General features: G+C 73.0%; 18 protein-coding genes and 2 pseudogenes. 10 read left to right on the forward strand and 10 right to left on the reverse strand.

Features of this window, described 5'->3' with window-relative positions; translation table 11 throughout:
- Positions 1-213 precede the first annotated feature (213 nt).
- Entirely contained in the window at positions 214-720 is a 507-nt protein-coding gene (locus ACIRR8_RS30380; protein WP_404070865.1) for a flavin reductase family protein, read from the forward strand.
- Between the two features lie 88 nt (positions 721-808).
- Here the strand turns inward: ACIRR8_RS30380 and arfB are convergent, their stop codons facing one another.
- Entirely contained in the window at positions 809-1243 is a 435-nt protein-coding gene (gene arfB / locus ACIRR8_RS30385; protein ID WP_404070867.1) for an alternative ribosome rescue aminoacyl-tRNA hydrolase ArfB, read from the reverse strand.
- Positions 1244-1436: 193 nt separating this feature from the next.
- Here arfB and ACIRR8_RS30390 point away from each other — a divergent pair, with 193 nt between their 5' ends.
- Together ACIRR8_RS30390 and ACIRR8_RS30395 are read left to right on the forward strand one after the other, a co-directional pair.
- A complete protein-coding gene (locus tag ACIRR8_RS30390) occupies positions 1437-2012 on the forward strand; it encodes a TerD family protein (RefSeq protein ID WP_161263697.1) in 576 nt (191 codons plus the stop codon).
- A 284-nt stretch (positions 2013-2296) separates the two neighbouring features.
- The gene (locus tag ACIRR8_RS30395; protein ID WP_404070869.1) at positions 2297-3898 is read left to right on the forward strand and encodes a M4 family metallopeptidase; all 1602 of its coding nucleotides are present in this window, start codon (positions 2297-2299) and stop codon (positions 3896-3898) included.
- 28 nt (positions 3899-3926) lie between these two features.
- Here the strand turns inward: ACIRR8_RS30395 and ACIRR8_RS30400 are convergent, their stop codons facing one another.
- The 4 genes from ACIRR8_RS30400 to ACIRR8_RS30415 all read right to left on the reverse strand — a co-directional run bounded on the left by ACIRR8_RS30400 (position 3927) and on the right by ACIRR8_RS30415 (position 7862).
- The gene (locus tag ACIRR8_RS30400; protein ID WP_404070871.1) at positions 3927-5327 is read right to left on the reverse strand and encodes a M1 family metallopeptidase; all 1401 of its coding nucleotides are present in this window, start codon (positions 5325-5327) and stop codon (positions 3927-3929) included.
- A 93-nt stretch (positions 5328-5420) separates the two neighbouring features.
- Complete coding sequence (locus ACIRR8_RS30405) at positions 5421-6665, reverse strand: hypothetical protein (protein WP_404070873.1); 1245 nt, start codon at positions 6663-6665, stop codon at positions 5421-5423.
- A gap of 8 nt (positions 6666-6673) precedes the next feature.
- Entirely contained in the window at positions 6674-7270 is a 597-nt protein-coding gene (locus ACIRR8_RS30410) for an ankyrin repeat domain-containing protein (protein ID WP_404070875.1), read from the reverse strand.
- Positions 7271-7304: 34 nt separating this feature from the next.
- Positions 7305-7862 carry a heme-binding protein gene (locus ACIRR8_RS30415; protein WP_404070876.1) on the reverse strand — a complete coding sequence of 186 codons (558 nt, stop codon included), beginning with the start codon at positions 7860-7862 and terminating at the stop codon, positions 7305-7307.
- 222 nt (positions 7863-8084) lie between these two features.
- Between ACIRR8_RS30415 and ACIRR8_RS30420 the strand changes: the two genes are divergently transcribed.
- Positions 8085-9422 carry a sensor histidine kinase gene (locus ACIRR8_RS30420; protein WP_404070878.1) on the forward strand — a complete coding sequence of 446 codons (1338 nt, stop codon included), beginning with the start codon at positions 8085-8087 and terminating at the stop codon, positions 9420-9422.
- Entirely contained in the window at positions 9419-10063 is a 645-nt protein-coding gene (locus tag ACIRR8_RS30425) for a response regulator (RefSeq protein WP_404070880.1), read from the forward strand. Before ACIRR8_RS30420 ends, ACIRR8_RS30425 begins: the two co-directional genes overlap by 4 nt.
- A gap of 14 nt (positions 10064-10077) precedes the next feature.
- Here the strand turns inward: ACIRR8_RS30425 and ACIRR8_RS30430 are convergent, their stop codons facing one another.
- Entirely contained in the window at positions 10078-11073 is a 996-nt protein-coding gene (locus ACIRR8_RS30430) for an aldo/keto reductase (protein WP_404070882.1), read from the reverse strand.
- 115 nt (positions 11074-11188) lie between these two features.
- Here ACIRR8_RS30430 and ACIRR8_RS30435 point away from each other — a divergent pair, with 115 nt between their 5' ends.
- Positions 11189-11686 carry a hypothetical protein gene (locus ACIRR8_RS30435; RefSeq protein WP_404070884.1) on the forward strand — a complete coding sequence of 166 codons (498 nt, stop codon included), beginning with the start codon at positions 11189-11191 and terminating at the stop codon, positions 11684-11686.
- Between the two features lie 63 nt (positions 11687-11749).
- Here the strand turns inward: ACIRR8_RS30435 and ACIRR8_RS30440 are convergent, their stop codons facing one another.
- A complete protein-coding gene (locus tag ACIRR8_RS30440; protein ID WP_404070886.1) occupies positions 11750-12451 on the reverse strand; it encodes a pentapeptide repeat-containing protein in 702 nt (233 codons plus the stop codon).
- A gap of 102 nt (positions 12452-12553) precedes the next feature.
- On the opposite strand from ACIRR8_RS30440, the gene ACIRR8_RS30445 reads away from it, so the two are divergent.
- Both ACIRR8_RS30445 and ACIRR8_RS30450 read left to right on the forward strand, forming a co-directional pair.
- Positions 12554-13783, forward strand: a complete 1230-nt coding sequence (locus tag ACIRR8_RS30445) for an NAD(P)-binding protein (protein WP_404070888.1) — start codon at positions 12554-12556, stop codon at positions 13781-13783.
- Between the two features lie 104 nt (positions 13784-13887).
- A pseudogene (locus ACIRR8_RS30450) lies at positions 13888-14022 on the forward strand (oxidoreductase); the annotation flags it as partial.
- Positions 14023-14042: 20 nt separating this feature from the next.
- On the opposite strand, the pseudogene ACIRR8_RS30455 reads toward ACIRR8_RS30450, so the two are convergent.
- Positions 14043-14270: pseudogene (locus ACIRR8_RS30455) on the reverse strand (GNAT family N-acetyltransferase); the annotation flags it as partial.
- A gap of 24 nt (positions 14271-14294) precedes the next feature.
- Positions 14295-15302: an aminoglycoside phosphotransferase family protein gene (locus ACIRR8_RS30460; RefSeq protein WP_404070890.1), complete on the reverse strand. Its 1008-nt coding sequence runs from the start codon at positions 15300-15302 to the stop codon at positions 14295-14297.
- Here ACIRR8_RS30460 and ACIRR8_RS30465 point away from each other — a divergent pair.
- Together ACIRR8_RS30465 and ACIRR8_RS30470 are read left to right on the forward strand one after the other, a co-directional pair.
- Positions 15301-15990, forward strand: a complete 690-nt coding sequence (locus ACIRR8_RS30465; protein WP_404070892.1) for a rhomboid-like protein — start codon at positions 15301-15303, stop codon at positions 15988-15990. The genes ACIRR8_RS30460 and ACIRR8_RS30465 overlap by 2 nt on opposite strands.
- A 93-nt stretch (positions 15991-16083) precedes the next feature.
- Positions 16084-17484: an NAD(P)/FAD-dependent oxidoreductase gene (locus ACIRR8_RS30470; protein WP_404070894.1), complete on the forward strand. Its 1401-nt coding sequence runs from the start codon at positions 16084-16086 to the stop codon at positions 17482-17484.
- Positions 17485-17491: 7 nt separating this feature from the next.
- Here the strand turns inward: ACIRR8_RS30470 and ACIRR8_RS30475 are convergent, their stop codons facing one another.
- Positions 17492-18124, reverse strand: a complete 633-nt coding sequence (locus ACIRR8_RS30475) for a class E sortase (RefSeq protein ID WP_404070896.1) — start codon at positions 18122-18124, stop codon at positions 17492-17494.
- Positions 18125-18162: the final 38 nt, after the last annotated feature.

The following is an 18162-nucleotide window of genomic DNA, read 5'->3' on the forward strand; positions in this document are numbered from 1 at the left end:
GGCGTTCCGTCGTTTTCCTGGCGCACATCCGGCCGTGCGGATCCGGCCACAGTCCGCGGTCCGGACGGCGCGTGGTCCGGTGGGGCTCAGGTCCTAGGACCCGTCTGGTCCCCTGGCCCGATGCCGAGGGCCGTCGTACGCGGTTAGCGTTCCGGTGTGCTGCAGAAGACTCCCACCACCCCGAGCCCCGAGCCCATCCCCCATGCTGAGGGGGTGAGCAACGACGAGTTCCGCGCAGCACTCGCGCGGCTGGCCGCCGGAGTGGTGCTGGTCACCGCCCAGGAGCCGCCGCTCGACGAGGACGGCCGCGGCGAGGACGTCGGGATGACGGCCACCGCCTTCATGTCCGTGTCCCTGGACCCGCCTCTGGTGATGGTGAGCCTGCGCAACGGCTCCCGGATGGACGACCTGCTCGACGAGCAACCGCTGTGGGCCGTCTCCGTCCTGGCGGCGGGTCAGCGGCAGATCGCGGGCCGGTTCGCCATGAAGGGCCGGATCAGCGACCGGCTGCTCTTCCAGGACCTGCCATACGTACGCGGCGAGGTGACGGCGGCGCCGCTGATCGGCGGCGCGCTGGCGACGCTGGAGTGCCGTACGGAGCAGCGCGTGGTGGCCGGTGACCACACCCTGGTGATCGGGCGCGTGCTGACGGCGGAGGTGCCGAGCGCGGACGGTGAGCCGCTGGCGTACTTCAAGGGGCGCTACCGGCAGCTGGGGTGACGCTGACCCCGGTTGCCGGTTGCCGGGGTGACGTCGAGGCGCTACCGGCGGCCGAGGTGACGGGGTGACCGGGGCGTGGGCCCCGCGGTCACCAGTCCCGGCCCGAGCGGCCGCGCTTGGTGTCGCCGCGCTGCTTCTTCTCGCGCAGCCTGCGTTCGTTGATCCCGCGTGGGATCTTCCGCTTGATCCGCGGCTTGGGCGGCGGCGCCGTGGCCTCGGCCAGGAGCGCGGCGAGCCGGACGGCGGCCGTCTCGCGGTTGCGCCACTGGGAGCGGTGCTCGGACGCCCGTACGGAGATGACGCCGCCGGCCAGCCTGCTCGCCAGCCGCTCCAGCGCCCGCGCCTTCCAGACCTCCGGGAGCGCGTCGGTCGCCGCGAGGTCGAAGCGCAGCTCCACCCGTGAGTCGCTGGTGTTGACGTGCTGGCCGCCGGGCCCGGAGGAGCGCGAGAAACGCCACATGAGCTCGGCCTCCGGCAGGGAGACCGAGCCGCGGATGACATAGGGCCCGGACATGTCATCCATGTTCCCCGCCCCGCACCGGGTTCGTCACCTTCTTTTGCGCCGGAGACCCGCGCCCGGCACCTCTTCAGGAGGAAGTTCGGCAAAGAAAGTAAAGAGAGCAGGAACCTCATGGTCTGCTGACTGCGTTATGACGGGTGACGGTAGCTTTCGTGATGGCACGAATGCCCGCACACGACGAGGAAAGGGACTTCCCATGGCTGTAAGCCTGTCCAAGGGCGGCAACGTCTCGCTCACCAAGGAGGCCCCGGGCCTGACCGCCGTCACGGTCGGCCTCGGCTGGGACGTCCGCACCACCACCGGCACCGACTTCGACCTCGACGCCTCGGCGATCGCGGTCAACGCTGCGGGCAAGGTCGTCTCCGACGGCCACTTCGTCTTCTTCAACAACAAGTCGACGCCGGACCAGACCATCGTGCACACCGGTGACAACGTCACGGGTGAGGGCGAGGGCGACGACGAGCAGATCAACGTCAACCTGGCGGGCCTGCCGGCCGACGTGGACAAGATCGTCTTCCCGGTCTCCATCTACGACGCCGAGGCCCGCAGCCAGAACTTCGGCCAGGTCCGCAACGCGTTCATCCGCATCCTCAACCAGGCCGGCGGCGCCGAGATCGCCCGCTACGACCTGAGCGAGGACGCCGCCACCGAGACCGCCATGGTCTTCGGCGAGCTCTACCGCAACGGTGCCGAGTGGAAGTTCCGCGCGGTCGGCCAGGGTTACGCCTCCGGCCTCAGCGGTATCGCCCGCGACTTCGGCGTCAACCTCTGACCCGAGCCGCACCCCGCTCTCACCGGGAGCCCCCGGCCGCGTGCGTACGCGGCCGGGGGCTCCCGCGCGTGCGCGTGACCCTTCGTCAACTCACGTGTACGGCACCATGTACAGCACAGCGAAATCACGCCACTCCACCGAATACCGGACACCTGCGCACCCCAGTCGGACAAGGACTGGTCAAAATCTTGTGAGGTAATTGTCGGCACACCGTCAACTTCGCTCATTCGGTGGCACGCTCTCCGCTCGTAGTCCCCCCACAGGACGACCAACGGAGAACACACATGAACCTCCACACCACCCCCCACACCTCCCGCACCACCCGTCGGCTCGCAGCACTCGCGGCGGTCGCCGCGATGGTGGTCGCCGGAGTCCAGACCGGTTCCGCGGTCGCCACCCCCGGCGACAACGGCGGTGACGCACCGGCCCCCTCCTCGGCCGCCGCGCTCGGCGTCAACTCCTCGGCCGACCGCGCCACCGCCATCAAGTCGGCGCAGACCGGGACCGCCGCGGCGGCCAAGGCCCTCAACCTCGGCGCCGGCGAGAAGCTGATCGTCCGGGACGTCATCACCGACGCCAACGGCACCGTCCACACCCGCTACGAGCGCACCTACGACGGCCTGCCCGTCCTCGGCGGCGACCTCGTCACCCACACCGCCGCCACCGGCAAGCTCCGAAGCGTCGACAAGGCGACGGACGCGAAGATAGCCGTGGCGTCGACCACGCCGAAGCTGAAGGCCGCGGCGAGCGCCCGCAAGGTGATCTACGCGAGCCACGGCGGAACGCCCGTACTCGCCTGGGAGACCGTCAAGAAGGGCGTGCAGAAGGACGGCACGCCGAGCCGCGTCCACACCATCACCGACGCCACGACCGGCGAGAAGCTGCACAGCTACGAGGCGATCGAGACCGGAACCGGCAACAGCCAGTACAGCGGCGAGGTCGAGATCACCACCACGAAGACCGACGCGGGCTTCGAGCTCACCGACGCCGAGCGCGGCGGCCACAAGACGTACGACCTGAACCAGGGCTCCTCCGGCACCGGCGCACTCGTCACGGACGACGACGACACCTGGGGCGACGGCACCGGCGGCGACCGGCAGACCGCCGCCGTCGACGCCCACTACGGCGCCGCGAAGACCTGGGACTTCTACAAGAGCGCCCTCGGCCGCGACGGCATCGCGGGCGACGGCAAGGCCGCGTACTCCCGCGTCCACTACGGCGAGAACTACGTCAACGCCTTCTGGGACGACAGCTGCTTCTGCATGACGTACGGCGACGGCGAGGGCAACAAGAACGCGCTCACCGCCATCGACGTCGCGGGCCACGAGATGACCCACGGCCTCACCTCCGCCACCGCGAACCTGGAGTACGCGGGCGAGTCCGGCGGCCTCAACGAGGCGACCAGCGACATCCTCGGCACCTCGGTGGAGTTCTTCGCCGACAACGCCTCGGACGCCGGCGACTACCTCATCGGCGAGAAGATCGACATCAACGGCGACGGCACCCCGCTGCGCTACATGGACAAGCCGTCCAAGGACGGCAGCTCGGCCGACTACTGGGACGAGAACCTCGGCAACCTGGACGTCCACCACTCCTCCGGCGTCGCCAACCACTTCTTCTACCTGCTCGCCGAGGGCAGCGGGAAGAAGACGGTCAACGGCGTCGAGTACGACTCGCCGACCTCCGACGGCTCGACGCTGACGGGCATCGGCCGGGAGAAGGCGTACCAGATCTGGTACAAGGCGCTCTCCGTCTACATGACCTCCACCACCGACTACGCGGGCGCACGCGTCGCGACCGAGAAGGCGGCGACCGACCTGTTCGGCGCGGACAGCGAGGAGCTGAAGGCGGTCTCGGCCACCTGGACCGGCGTCAACGTCAAGTAACCCCGGCCGTACGGCACACGGAAGCCGGTCAGTCCTCCACGGGCGGCCGGCTTTCGCCGTGCAGCCAGGCGTCCCACAGCGCGGTGAGGTCCTGGCCGGTCCCCTTCTCCACGTACGCGGTGAAGTCGCCGGTCGCGGCGTTGCCGTGCCGGTGCGCCTGCGTCCACCCTTTGACCAGCGCGAAGAACGCCGCGTCGTCGTCGATGGCGAGCCGGATCCGGTGGACGACCATCGCGCCGCGCCCGTACACCGGCGGCTCGAACAGATCGGCGGCGCCCGGCGGATCGGCGGGCGGGAAGGCCCAGTTGGCGTCGTCCGCGTACGCCTCGTCGAAACTCTCCCGGACCGGTACGCCGTCGTGGTCGGCGGCCCAGAGCCACTCCGCGTACGTGGCGAAGCCCTCGTTGAGCCAGAGGTCGCGCCAGGTCGCCGGGGTGACGGAGTTGCCGAACCACTGGTGGGCCAGCTCGTGGACGAGGAGCGCGGTGTCGGGCGGGCCGGGGAAGACGGGCCGGTTCTGCGTCTCCAGCGCGTACGCCGAGTCGCCTTCGCGCTCCACGATCGCGCCGGCGGAGGTGAACGGGTACGGGCCGAACTTCTCGGCCGACCAAGCCAGTACGGCCGGGATCTCGTCCAGCACGTCCCGGCTCGCGGCCGCCGACTCCGGGTCCACGGCGGTGAACAGCCGGATCCCGTCGGGCGTGCGCGACTGCTCGGTGGTGAACCTGCCGACGGCGACGGTCGCGAGATAGCTCGCCATCGGTTCGGTGGTGCGCCAGCGGTAGGCGGTACGGCCGTTCTCCGTACGGCGGGCGACCAGCTCTCCGTTGGAGACGGCCTTCAGCGGATCGGGGACGGTGACCTCGATGTCGTAGGCGGCCTTGTCGCTCGGGTGGTGGTTGCCGGGGAACCAGGCCATGGAGCCGGCCGGCTCTCCGAGGGCGACCGCGCCGTCCGCCGTCCGCAGCCAGCCCTCCTCGCCGCCGTCGGCGTCCGTGATGGCCTGCGGAGAGCCGGAGTAGCGCACGACAGTGGTGAACGTGCGCCCCTTGCGCAGCCGTTCCTCCACCGCGGCGCCCGGCCGGATCGTCAGCTCACGGCCCGCCCGGTTCACGGCCGCCGGACGCCCCTCCACGGTGGCGCTCTCCACGTCGAGCCCGGCCAGGTCGAGGTGGAAGGCGCTCAGGTCCTGCGTGGCGCGGGCCGTGATCGTGGCCGTGCCGCGCAGCCGGTTCGCGGCCGGGTCGACGTCGAGCTCCAGGCCGTAGTGGGTGACGTCGTAGCCGCCGTTGCCGAGCCCCGGGAAGTACGGGTCGCGCAGTCCGGCGGCCCCCGGAGTGCCCTCGACGCCGCCGGAGCAGCCCGCGGCGAGGAGGACGAGGGCGAGGAGGAAGGCGGGGGTGGCGGCGGCCGGGAGGCGGTGGTTCACCGGTCGATCCTAGGCGCCTCCAGGCGTCGGAAGCGGTGCGGCTGTGGACGGCAAGGAGCCGCCCGCCCCGGGGGACGGGCGGACGGCTCTGCCTCAGAGGATGGCGATACCGAGGGGTCGGTTGCCTGCTTCCAGCCGTACTGGCTCGTTCTTCTCGTTGTCGAGGTCGACGACGGTGATCCCGTTCCAGTAGCCGTCGCGGGTGAAGCCGCCGGTGACGTACGCCGTACGGCCGTCCGCCGACACCGCCACGTCCTCGTGCGGCCCCTCCAGCGGAACGATCCGCTCCGTGCCGTCGGGTGCGCGGACGGTGAGCGAGGGGTCCTCGTCGTCCGAGCCGATCGGGCCGGTGCCGACGACGAGGAGGGTGCCGTCGGGAGCGAGGGCGGCGCCGTGCTGGTGGGTGTCGGCGGTCATGCGCTCGATCGCCACCTCGCCGGTGCGCGGGTCGAGAACGGCGAGCCGCTCGCCTTCGAACGGCAGCAGCAGGGTGCCGTCCTGGGGGCGTACGACGGCGTAGTGCGGCTTCAGCCAGGAGCCGAGCCCGCCTTCGGTGCCGTAGGGGGCGACCTCCATGCGCCGGGTCTTGAGCGTGCGGGCGTCGACCGCCGTGACGTCGAAGGAGTCGTGGTTGGTGGCGTACACCTCGCGGCCGTCCGGTGAGACGTCCACGTCGAAGGGCCGGCGGCCGACCGGGGCGGTGCCGGTGACCTCGCGGGTCGCTGTGTCGATGACCTCCAGCGTGCCGTTGCCGTCCGGCACGTTGACGCCGACGTAGACGTGCCGGCCGTCGGGGGCCAGGGCGATGCCCATGCCGCCGCCCCGGTACTCGCCGGTGGTGACGGGCCCGCTCTCCGTCTCGTACGGGACGGTCCCGATCAGGATCCGCCGCTGCGTGTCCACGACGGCGACGCCTTCGGCGGTGGCGACCCAGGCGCGCCCGTCCGCACCGACGACGAGGCCGTAGGGGGCGGTGCCGACCTTGAGGGAGGCGATGGGGGCGCCGCCCTTCCCGGACCCGTCCCGGCCGGGGTCGACGAAGGTGACGGTGTCGCTGCCGAAGTCGGCTACGAGCAGGGTGCCTCGGGGGGTGCGGCCGGTGGCGCCGGGGGAGGCCGGGGTGGCGGTAGCGGTGGTTGTGGGTGCGGTCGTTCCCGTCGGATCGGGGGCGGCCTCCGTCGTGCCGGACGTGCACCCGGCGAGCGCGGCGGCGGCGATGAGCGCCAGCGTGAACCGGCGCGCGCGGGAGCCGCGGGATGTACCGGGCGTACTCGGCGTACTCGGCGTACGGGAAGGGGCCGCGGCGGAGACAGCCCGCGCCCCGCGTGCGCCGGTCACGGGCCCGGTCACGCGGCGGCCCGCAGCAGCGCGGCGATCTCCGCGAACCCGCGCCGCTCCGCGTGGCTCAGCGCCGTGACGCCGTCCCCGTCCGGCAGCCCGGGAGACGCGCCGGCCGCGAGCAGCAGCTCCACGATCTCCTGGTGCGCCCGGCCGCCGTCACCGAGGATCACCGCCTCCAGCAAGGCCGTCCAGCCGAGCCGGTTGACGTGGTCCACGTCGGTTTCGGTGCGGCGCAGGACCTCCCGTACGTACGCGACATGGCCGCGCTCGGCTGCGGGGATCAGTGAGATGCCGCCGAACCGGTTGCGCAGGGTCAGATCCGGCCCGGCCGGCAGCAGCACGTCCAGCATCGCGACGCTGCCGGTGACCCCGGTGACCAGCCACGGGCTGTCCTCGCGCCGGTCCTGCGCGTCCGGGTCGGCCCCGGCGGCCACGAGCAGCCGGGCCGCCTCCACATGGTCGCCGAGCGCGGCGAGGAGGAGCGGGGTGCGCAGCTCCTCGTCGCGGACGTCGACGCGCGCGCCGCCCTCGATCGCGGTGCGCACACCGTCGGTGTCGCCGGTGCGTGCGGCGGTGAGCAGGGCGTGATCGAGGGCGTTCATGGGCCTCTCCGTTCCGTACGTGGTGCTGAGGTGATTACCGGGCGAGGGCGGCGACGCCCGCCTTGGCGAACTTCTCGTCCAGGTCGCCGCTGGGCGCGCCCGCCACGCCGATGCCCGCGACCGGGGCGCCCTTGACCTGGACCGGTGCGCCGCCGCCCAGGAACAGGGTGCCGGGGATGTCCTTCAGGTTGGGAGCCTGCTCCAGGCGCTTGACCAGCTCGGAGGTCGGGGCGTTCCAGGAGACGGCGGTGAACGCCTTCTTGACCGCCGACTCCGGCGACTGCGGACCGGCGCCGTCGCCGCGGAGCGTCACGATGGTGTTGCCGTTGCGGTCGACGACGGCGACCGAGACGCGCTGGTTCTCCTTCTTCGCGGCGTCGAGCGTGGCCTGGGCGGCCTTGGTGGCGGCGGCCACGGTGAGGTGCGTGCTCTGCTGGAGGTTCCGGTTGCCCGTGTCGGCCTTGACCGCGGCGGCGGGAGCGGCGGCCGGGGCGGAGGCGTTCGCGGAGACGGCGCCGAAGGTCCCGGCCCCGAGGGCGGCGACGGCGACGGTACCGGTGAGGACGCGGGCCCGCAGCGACAGCTTCTTCATGGTGGCTCCTTGGTGGTTTCGGGCCCGTCCCGATGACGGTCCCGGCGTTTCGCTCTCTGCCATCGATCCTCCGGCCGGATCCGGCCCCGTACGGTCGGCGTACCGGCTGCGAGCGGCGCGCGGGACGGCTGACGCCCCTGTCGGCCGATCGGTTGATGCGCGGGTGGTCGGATGGGGCCACCATGGAGGGATCCGTGCAGGTCAACGAGGGAACGTAGGGACGTGAGGTACAGGGTGGAGCGCCGGAGGGGTGTACGGGAAGCGGAGGCGGACGGTACGGCCTCCGGCCCCGACCCCGACGCCCGCTGGCTCGCGCTCCTCATGCACGCGGCGTTCTTCCTGCTGCTCGGGGCCTCGCTGACCCGGTTCCTGATGCGGCACCCGGGCGAGGCCCGTACGCCGTGGATCATCGCCCTGTCGATCACGCTGGCGGTGCTGTACCTGCTCGGCCCCGTCCTCGGCTCGCGCCCCACTCCGCGCCGGCTCACCTGGCTCGGGGTCCTGGTCGCCGTCTGGATGGTGCTGGTCGTGCTCGCGCCGAGCTTCGCCTGGTGCGCGGTGCCGTTGTTCTACACCGGGCTGCGCATCCTGCCGCCGCGCGCGGCGCTCGCGCTGGTGGCGCTGCTCACCGCCTTCGTGGTGGCCGCGCAACTGCGCCTGGCCACCGGCTTCGACCCGAACCTGGTGCTGGCCCCACCGGCCGTGGCGGCCGTCGCCACCGCCGTGTTCGTGCATATGCAACGGCAGGCCGTACGCCAACGGGAACTGGCGGCCCGTCAGCGCGAGCTGATCGACGACCTGCTGCGCACCCGGCGCGAACTGGCCGCCACCGAGCGGCGCGAAGGGACCCTCGCCGAGCGCCAGCGGCTCTCCATGGAGATCCACGACACGCTGGCACAGGGCCTGTCCAGCCAGCAGATGCTGCTCCAGGCAGCCGACCGCACGTGGGCCGCCGACCCGGACGCGGCCCGCCGCCATGTCCGTACGGCCACGGGCATCGCGGAACGCAACCTCGCCGAGGCCCGCCGCTTCGTCCACGACCTGGCCCCGGCCGACCTGGCGGAGGGCGGCGGCCTGGAGGCGGCCCTGCACGCACTGGCGGCCCGCGAATCGGCCCAGGCACAGGGAACGCTCACCGTGCGCTGCCATGTGGAGGGCGCCCCGCACGCTCCGCTCCCGGACCGGGTGCAGTCCGCGCTGCTGCGGATCGCGCAAGGGGCACTGGCCAACGTAACGGAGCACTCCGGCGCCACCGCCGCCGGGCTGACCCTGACCCACCTGGACGACCGGGTGGTCCTGGACATCGGCGACAACGGCCGCGGCTTCACACCGGAGCCCGGCGCCCCGCGCGCGACCGCCACGGGCGGCACGGGCGGCACGGGCGGCACCGCGAGCACCGTACGCGGCCACGGCCTCCCGGCGATCCGGGCCCGCGTGCGGCAGCTCGGCGGCACGCTCACGATCGAGTCGGCGCCGGGCGAGGGCACGGTGCTCTCGGCCGAGATCCCGCTCACCCCGACGGAGAACCCCCCGCGCCACCCCACGGAGGACCTCGCATGACCGGCCAAGGCCAGCAGACGCCCCCCGTACGCATCCTCCTCTGCGACGACCACGCGGTCGTCCGCGCCGGCCTGCTGGCCCTCCTCGGCAGCGAGCCGGACATCGAGGTCGTCGGCGAGGCGGGCAGCGGCGAGGAGGCCGTGGTCCTCGCCGCCCGCCTCACCCCGGACGTCGTCCTCATGGACCTCCAGCTCGGCGACGGCATCGACGGCGTGGAGGCGACCCGCCGCATCGCCGCCGCCGGCCCGGTCCACGTCCTGGTGCTGACCACGTACGACACCGACGCCGACATCACCCGGGCCATCGAGGCGGGCGCCACCGGCTATCTGCTGAAGGCGGAGCGCCCGGAGGAGCTCTTCGCCGCCATCCGCTCCGCCGCCGAAGGCCGCACCACGCTCTCGGCCCCGGTCGCCAGCCGCGTCATGGCCCGCATGCGCAGCCCCCGCCCCACCCTCACCGACCGCGAACGCGACATCCTGGCCCAGCTCTCCCAGGGCCTCGGCAACCGCGACATCGCCCGCGCGCTGTTCATCAGCGAGGCCACGGTCAAGACCCACCTGGGCAGGATCTACGACAAGCTCGGCGTCGACACGCGGGCGGGCGCGGTGTCGGTGGCGAAGGAGCAGCGGCTGCTGCCGTGAGACACCCCCCGGGGTCAGCGTCCGAGGATCGTGTCGATCTCCGCCAGCTGCCCGGCGGTGAGCGGCCCCTTCGCGATCGCCCCCGCGTTCTCCTCGGCCTGCGCGACCATACGGAACCCGGGGATGGGGATCGTGCGCGGACTGCGGGCCCAGAGCCAGCCGAGCGCGCCCTGCGTGAGCGTGCGGCCGTCGCTCGTCAGCACGTCCCGCAGGGCCTCGACGCGCCGCAGCCACTCCGGGTCGGGCCCGCCGCCGGCGGTGAAGCCCGGCAGCCACGCGGGCGGCGTGCTGCGGATGTCCCCGGCCTCCAGAACGCGCCCGGCGCGGTGCTTGCCGGTCAGCAGACCCATCGCCAACGGGCTGCGGTTGATGCTCGCCAGGTCCGCGGCCTCGCAGAGGGCGAGGAGTTCGGGGGCGTCCTGGAGCACGTTCAGCCGGTGCTGGACGGCCGCGCAGTGCGGGCCGTCCGCGAAGACGGCGGCGCGGCCGGGGTCGTCGGTGCTCCAGGCGTACGCGCGGACGAGCCCTTCACGTACGAACTCCTCGCACAGGTCACGGAGGTGGGCGGCCTGCTCGGGGTCGGCCTCGGAGATGTGCAGCTGGTAGAGGTCGATGTGGTCGGTGTCCAGCCGGCGCAGGGAAGCGGTGAGGGCCCGGCGGGCGTACGCGAGGGAGTCGTCCGGCCCGAGGGCGGTGCGGCTGCTCTCGTCGAAGGTGTTGCCCCACTTCGTGGCCACGACGACGTCGTCGCGGCGCTTGCCGAGGGCCCTCCCGAGCAGCCGTTCGCTGTGACCGGCGCCGTACGCGTCGGCGGTGTCGAAGAAGGTGACCCCGAGATCGACGGCGCGCCGCACGGCCCGCACCGACTCGTCGTCGTCCACCGCGCCCCAGCCGAGCGGCTCACCGTCGGCGGTGTGCCACTCCCCGCCGACGGCCCAGCAGCCGAATCCGAGGGCGCTCACGGTGATACCGCTGCGGCCCAGTGTCCTGTGGTGTGTGTTGGTCTCCATGCCGAGGCACGCTAGAAGTTGGAGCGCGCACGAAGGCAAGACCTCGCGGTCAGCTCTCTTCGAGCACGGATCGATCGTGTCAGCCCGGCCCGACCCGGCATGACACCATCGATCCGTGCTCGACATCGGCTACTCCCTCTCCCGCCGCTTCCCCGATCCCCCGCAGACCGACTACCGCCGCGCGGACGTCCGCGCGCTGCGGCACGATCTGTTCTCCGGTGACGTCTACCTCGCGGACACCAAGGCGGACCGCGAAGTGTCCACAGCCTGGGGATGGGTGCCGGTGCTCGACTTCGCGTGGGCGCTGTGCGACATCGTCGAGCAGATCGACCAGGACCCGCGTGGCAACCGCTCGCACCGGCGGCAGTACGCGGAACTGGACTTCACCGAGTCGTCGGACGTCATGATCTTCGAGCGGCGGTTCGGCTGGGTCGACGTCGAGGCGGACTGGATGCCCGGCGACGAGCCGCCGCTGACCTTCGGCCACTCGCTCCTGCGCCGCGAGGCCCGTGACTTCCTGCACGACCTGATCGCCGACCTGGCCGACCTGCACGACGGCCTCGCCGACAACCCCGTGATCTGGGACCTCCAGGCCCGCTTCCCCCGCCTCTGACCGCGCGGCCCGCTCTTCACCCGCGCACCCGGGCGCACCGCCTCACCCCGGACCCGCCGCCCCTCACCCCTCCACCCGCACCCCGATCTGCGCCGCGAACGCCGGGGCCAGCTCCATCAGCTGCGCCGGGCTGATCACCGCGCCCGCCAGCCGGTCCACGCCCCGGGCGATGTCCAGCTCCGCCACCGACCGCAGGTCCACCGACTCCATCCGCACCGCGCTGAAGTCCGCCCGCTTCAGCACGCAGTCCCGGAACTCCACCCGCACCAGGTGCGCGTCCCCGAAATCGGGCTCCGAGAGCACACAGCCCTCGAAGACCACGTCCTTCAGCCGGGCCTTGCGCAGGTTCAGGTAGTCGATCTTCCCGCCGCGCACCACCACCCGCTCCAGCACCGCCCCGTGCAGCTGCACCCCGCCCAGCCGTGCGTCCACCACCTCCACATCCCGCAGCGACGCCTCCGCGAGGTCCGTGCCCACGCCCCGTACGCCGGTCAGCACCGAGTCCATGAAGCGGGCCCGCGCCAGCTCCGTACGGTCCAGGGCGCAGCCCTCCAGCGCGCAGTCCATGAACCGCGCGCCCCGCCCCGACGCGTCCGCCAGGTCCACGCCGTCGAACCGCACCCCGTCGTAGTCGCCGTCCGGCTCCAGGCCCTCGCCGTCGTACGGAACGAGCGGCGGCAGCCGCACCTCCGGGCGCCGCGCCGCCGCGATGGTGTCCCCCTTGGCCTTGGCCGTCCTGGTCGTCCTGCCCGCACTCGTCGCCATGCCCCCATCGTGACGCACACCACTGACAACGCCTCGGGCCACATGTCACGCGCCGCCGCCTCCGATCCGTCGCATCATCAAAGAGGCGAAGGAGTTCCAGCCATGGAGCACACCCAGAGCAGCACCCGCACCCCCGTCCACGTCATCGGCGGCGGCCTCGCCGGGCTCGCCGCCGCGATCACCGCGGCCGAATCCGGCGCGCGGGTCACCCTGTACGAGAGCCACCGGACGCTCGGCGGGCGGGCCAGGACCGCCGACGGGCCGTACCGCACGAACGAGGGACCGCACGCCCTCTACCACCGCGGGCCGCTCTGCACCTGGCTGGCCCGGCGCGGCCTGCTCGGCCCGGTCGCCTCCGTATCGCTCCTCGAAGGGTTCCGCTTCCGCTTCCGGCGGGCCGGAGCGCTGCGCGCGCTGCCGCCCGCCGCCCTGCTGCGGCTCTCCCGCCGCGACCCGCGTACGGCCCCGGTGGACGCCACCTTCCAGGAGTGGGCCGCCGGCCAGGCCGGGGACGAGGGGGCCCGGGCCGCCGCCCGCTTCGTCGCCGCCGCGCTCTTCCACCACGACCCCGGCGCGCTCTCCGCCCGGTTCGTCCAGGAGCGCTTCAGCCGCCTCACCTCGCTGCCGCCCGAGGCCCGCTACCCGGTCGGCGGCTGGGGGCGGCTCGTCGAGCGGATGGCCGGCCACGCCCGCAGCCTCGGCGTGGCCGTCGAGACGGGCGCCCGCATCGACACCCGTACGCTCGGCGAGCTGGCCCGCACCGGACCGGTCACCGTCGCCACCTCCCTCGACGCCGCCCGCGTGCTCCTCGACGACGCGTCGCTGACCTGGGAGAGCGGCCGCACCGTCCTGGTGGACCTGGCCGTACGGACCCGGCGCGGCGACCCGTTCATCGTGTCGGACCTGGACGCGCCGGGCTGGCTGGAACGGTTCACCGCCCAGGACCCCGGACTCGCTCCGGCCGGGGAGCAGCTGATCCAGGGCCAGTTCCCGGTCGGCCCGGGCGTGGCCAGGGCCGAAGGCACCGCCCGCGCCGAGCACCTCCTCGACCTCGGCTTCCCCGGCTGGCGCGAACGCACCACCTGGCGCTCCGAGGCCCTCGCCGACGGCCGCACCGGCGCCGTCGACCGCCCCGGCACCACCTGGCGGGACCGGCCCGCGATCGTCCGCGGCGACGGGATCTTCCTGGCGGGCGACCAGGTCGCCGCCCCGGGACTCCTCAGCGAGGTCTCCTTCACCAGCGGCCTCGAAGCCGCGCTGCTCGCCGTGAAGGACGCCGGAGGGTCATCCGGCCGCCGCTCCGGATCCGGGGTTGACCTCAACCAAACCTGAGGCACGAGGGCGAGGGCACAAGCCCGCCGGGCCCCACCAGGCCCAGCCCGCCGCCCCGCCACGCTCCCACCACCCCCGGCCGCGAGGTCGCCGGAACCGTCGATTTCACCGCGGAGGAACTGGCCGAACGCGCCATCACCTCCGCCTCCGTCCTCGGCCCTCAGCTGACCGGACGCGGTGGCGGCCTCCGCACCCTGGAGACGCGCGGCACGATCGGCAAGGTGGTGCCGGAGCCGTAAGCCATCAGGAATCAGCCTTCTCAGGCTCCCAGCCGCGCCAGCGCCCCGTCCGTCAGCCGGTACACCGTCCACTCGTCCTGCGGCCGCGCGCCCGGGGACTCGTAGAACGCGATGGACGGGGCGTTCCAGTTCAGCACCGACCACTCCAGCCGCTCGTACCCGCGCTCCACGCAGATCCGCGCCAGCTCGGTCAGCAGCGCCTTGCCGTGGCCGCCGCCGCGCCGGTCCGGACGGACGTACAGGTCCTCCGGGTGGCGCACCCGCAACACCCGTCACCGCATCCGCAGCAATCTACGCGCGATCTCCGCATGATCCGGCGCGATCCGCCGCTCCCCGCCCCCGACCGCCCACACCGCGTTCTGGAGCACCCGCCCCAGCGTCCAGGCCCGCGCGCGCTCCCGGTCCCGCTCCAGGCCCAGCGCCTCCGTCAACGCGTCGAACCGCCACACCACCTCACCGGGGTCGAACAGGTTGTCCAGCGCCGGGAACAGCTCGAACCCCGGGTCCCCCGCCAGCGGCTTCGGGTCCAGCGCCACCCACTCCCCCGCCCGCCCCGAGTCCGCGCGCCCGGCCAGGATGTTGTCGTAGTGCAGGTCCCAGTGGAGCAGCCGGTCCCCCGGCTCACCCGCCACCTCCCGCACCGCCGCCACGCAGTCCGCGAGCAGCCGCCGCTCCTCCTCGTCCGCCAGCCGCTCCACCACCCCCGGAGCCGCCGCCAGCATCCGCTCCACCGCATCGCCCAGCGTCCGCAGCCCCGCCGGCGCGGGCACCGCCGCCAGCCGGGCCAGCACCGCACCGAGCACCGTCACCGCCGCACGCACCCCGGCCACGTCAACCACACCACTCACACCAGCACCGGCACCGGCACCGGCACCGGCAGCCACCCCCGACAACGGCCGCCCCTCGTCCAGCCGCTCCAGCAACAGCGCCCCGGTCTCCGGATCATGGCCGAGCACCTCCACCGCCCCGGCTCCCGCCGCACCCCACGCCCGCAGCGCGACCGGCTCGCCCGCCGTCTCCTCGTCCACCAACTGGAGCTTCAGCGCGGCCGGCACCCCGTCCGCCTCCCGCACCACCGGCAGGACCAGCGCACACATGCCGTACATCACGGCCCCGTCCCGCCGCAGCCCCCACTCCTCCAGGAACCGTCCGGCGAGGCCCGGCAACGCGGCGACGAAGGCCCGTCCGGCCGGGCCGTTGAATGCGTACTGAGAGGCGATCAGCTCGTCCGGGATGTCAATCACGCCAAGGATCCTAGGGGCGTGCGTCAATCGGACCATGCCCCGAAAACGGCCGGCCCCCACCACCCAGGGCAACGGGAAACCCGCCGGCCTCCGCGCCACCGCCGTACGCCGCTGGATCGCCACCGCACCCGGCACCTACATCTGGCTGGCGGTCCTCTTCGTCACCACCGTCGTCCTGCACCGGATGTCCCCCGCCTTCGAGGACGAGTTCCTGCGGGACCGCTCCACCAACCTCCACGAGCTCGCGCAGAACCCCGTCCGCGTCCTGATCTCCAGCGCCTTCTGGATCGACGGCGGCCGCTGGCTCCCGTACGCCCTCCTGTTCACCGTCTTCCACGCCACCGCCGAACACTGGCTCGGCACCCTGCGCTGGCTCGCGGTCGCCGTCGCCGCGCACGTCGTGGCCACGCTGGTCAGCGAGGGCGTCCTCGCCTGGGCCATCCGGTACGGGCACGCCCCGCAGTCGGCCACCACCACCCTCGACGTCGGCGTGAGCTACGCCCTCGCCGGGGTGATCGCCGTCCTCACCTACCGCGTCCCGCGCCCCTGGCCGTACGTCTACGTCTTCGCCGTCCTCGTCTTCTACGGCGTCCCGCTGGTCGCCGACGGCCGCACCTTCACCGACGTGGGCCACTTCACCGCCGTACTGACCGGCCTGGCCTGCTACCCCCTCACCCGCACCCGCCGGAAGACGCGGAAGACGAAACACCCCGCCGCGCAGTAACGTCCCGCCACACATACGCTCGGCGTCAACGGAGAACCGGCGCGGCGGCACACCGAGCACCACCGTCACACCCGACAGGGACCCAGGGGCATCATGAGCACCGTCAGTACCGTCAACGGCGGCATATCGTTCTGGTACGCGCAGGAGGGCACACCCGCCCCCCGTGAACCCCTGCCCGGCGACACGAGCGCCGACGTCTGCATCGTCGGCGGCGGCTACACGGGGCTCTGGACGGCGTACTACCTGAAGAAGGCCGTCCCCTTCCTCAACATCACCGTGCTGGAGGCCAAGTTCTGCGGTTACGGGGCCTCCGGCCGCAACGGCGGCTGGCTGTACAACGGGATCGCGGGCCGGGAGCGGTACGCGAAACTCCACGGCCACGACGCCGCCGTACGGCTCCAGAAGGCGATGAACGAGACCGTCGGCGAGGTCGTCCGGACCGCCGCAGAGGAGAAGATCGAGGCCGACATCCACCAGGGCGGCGTCCTGGAGGTGGCCCACACCCCGGCGCAGCTGGCCCGCCTCAAGGACTTCCACAGCGTCGAGATCGCCTTCGGGGAGACCGACCGGGTCCTGCGCGGCGCCCGCGAGACCGCCGAACGCGTCCACGTCACCGGAGCCGTCGGCTCCACCTGGACCCCGCACGGCGCCCGGCTGCACCCGGCCAAGCTGGTCAAGGGGCTCGCGGACGCCGTCGAGGCGCTCGGCGTCACGATCCACGAGTCGACCCCGGTCACCGAGATCAAGCCCAAGCACGCGCTCACCCCGTACGGCACGGTCCGCGCCCCCTACATCCTGCGCTGCACCGAGGGCTTCACGGCCGGCCTCAAGGGGCTCAAGCGGACCTGGCTGCCGATGAACTCCTCCATGATCGCCACCGAACCGCTCCCCGCCCGCATCTGGGACACCATCGGCTGGGAAGGCCGCGAGACCCTCGGCGACATGGCCCACGCCTACCTCTACGCCCAGCGCACCGCCGACGACCGCATCGCCATCGGCGGCCGCGGCTACCCCTACCGCTACGGCTCCGCCACCGACAACGACGGCCGCACCCAGCCCGCCACCATCGCCGCCCTGCGCGACCTGCTGGTCCGCCTCTTCCCGACCACGGCGGGCGTCCGCATCGACCACGCCTGGTCCGGCGTCCTCGGCGTCCCCCGCGACTGGTGCGCCACCGTCACCCTGGACCGCTCCACCGGGCTCGGCTGGGCGGGCGGGTACGTCGGCTCCGGCGTCGCCACCGCCAACCTCGCCGCCCGCACCCTGCGCGACCTCATCCAGCAGGACTCCGGCCAGGCCGGCCCCACCGACCTGACCACGCTCCCCTGGGTCAACCACAAGGTCCGCCGCTGGGAACCGGAACCCTTCCGCTGGCTCGGCGTCCACGGCCTGTACGCGGCCTACCGAGGCGCCGACCGCCGCGAGAGCACCTCACCGCGCCCCGGCACCGACCCGGTCGCGAAGGCGGCGGACCGCATCTCGGGCCGCCACTGAGACCGGCCTACGGCTCAGGGCTCTCGGCCACCAGCACCCCCACCTTGTCGATCCGGTGCTCCGGATTGCCGAGACCGTCCCGCCAGAAGTTCCCGGCCGCGTCGTCCTCGGGCGTCGCACAGGTCGAGATCGTGATCATGGCCCGGGACGGCTCGGCACCGGTCCGCCCCGGCACCTCGGCCCGCTGCTCGGCCAGCGAACGCTCACTGCGGAAGGAGGTCTGCCGGGTCGCGGTGATCTCGTACGTGTACCGGGTGCCGTCCTCCACCACGTACACGGGATCGCCCTTGCCGAGATCCGGCAGCTCCCGCAGCACACCCCCGGCGCTCAGCCGGTGCGCGGTGACGAGGTAGTTGCCGACATCTCCCGGCCCGACCCCGCCCTCCTCCCCGTACGGACTGGAGGCCACGCCCCGGTCCTGGATCCGGCTGCCGGGCACGTCGTCGGTGGTCCCCTCGTACGGCACGACGTCCAGGTCCGCGACACCGATGGCGGGAATCGCGAGGACGGCGGTTTCGGTACGGGGTCCGGTGCGGTCGGCGGGCGCGGCGGCGACGAAGCCGGTGGTCAGCAAGGCGGCGGCCCCGGCACAGGTCAGCACCCTGGGCAGCGTACGAAGACGACGGTGGCGGCGGCTCATGGGCATCCATCCCCATCCCTGTCCGGGTCCGGTACGTC

The organism is Streptomyces sp. NPDC101178 (assembly GCF_044767965.1).
Lineage (GTDB): Bacteria > Actinomycetota > Actinomycetes > Streptomycetales > Streptomycetaceae > Streptomyces.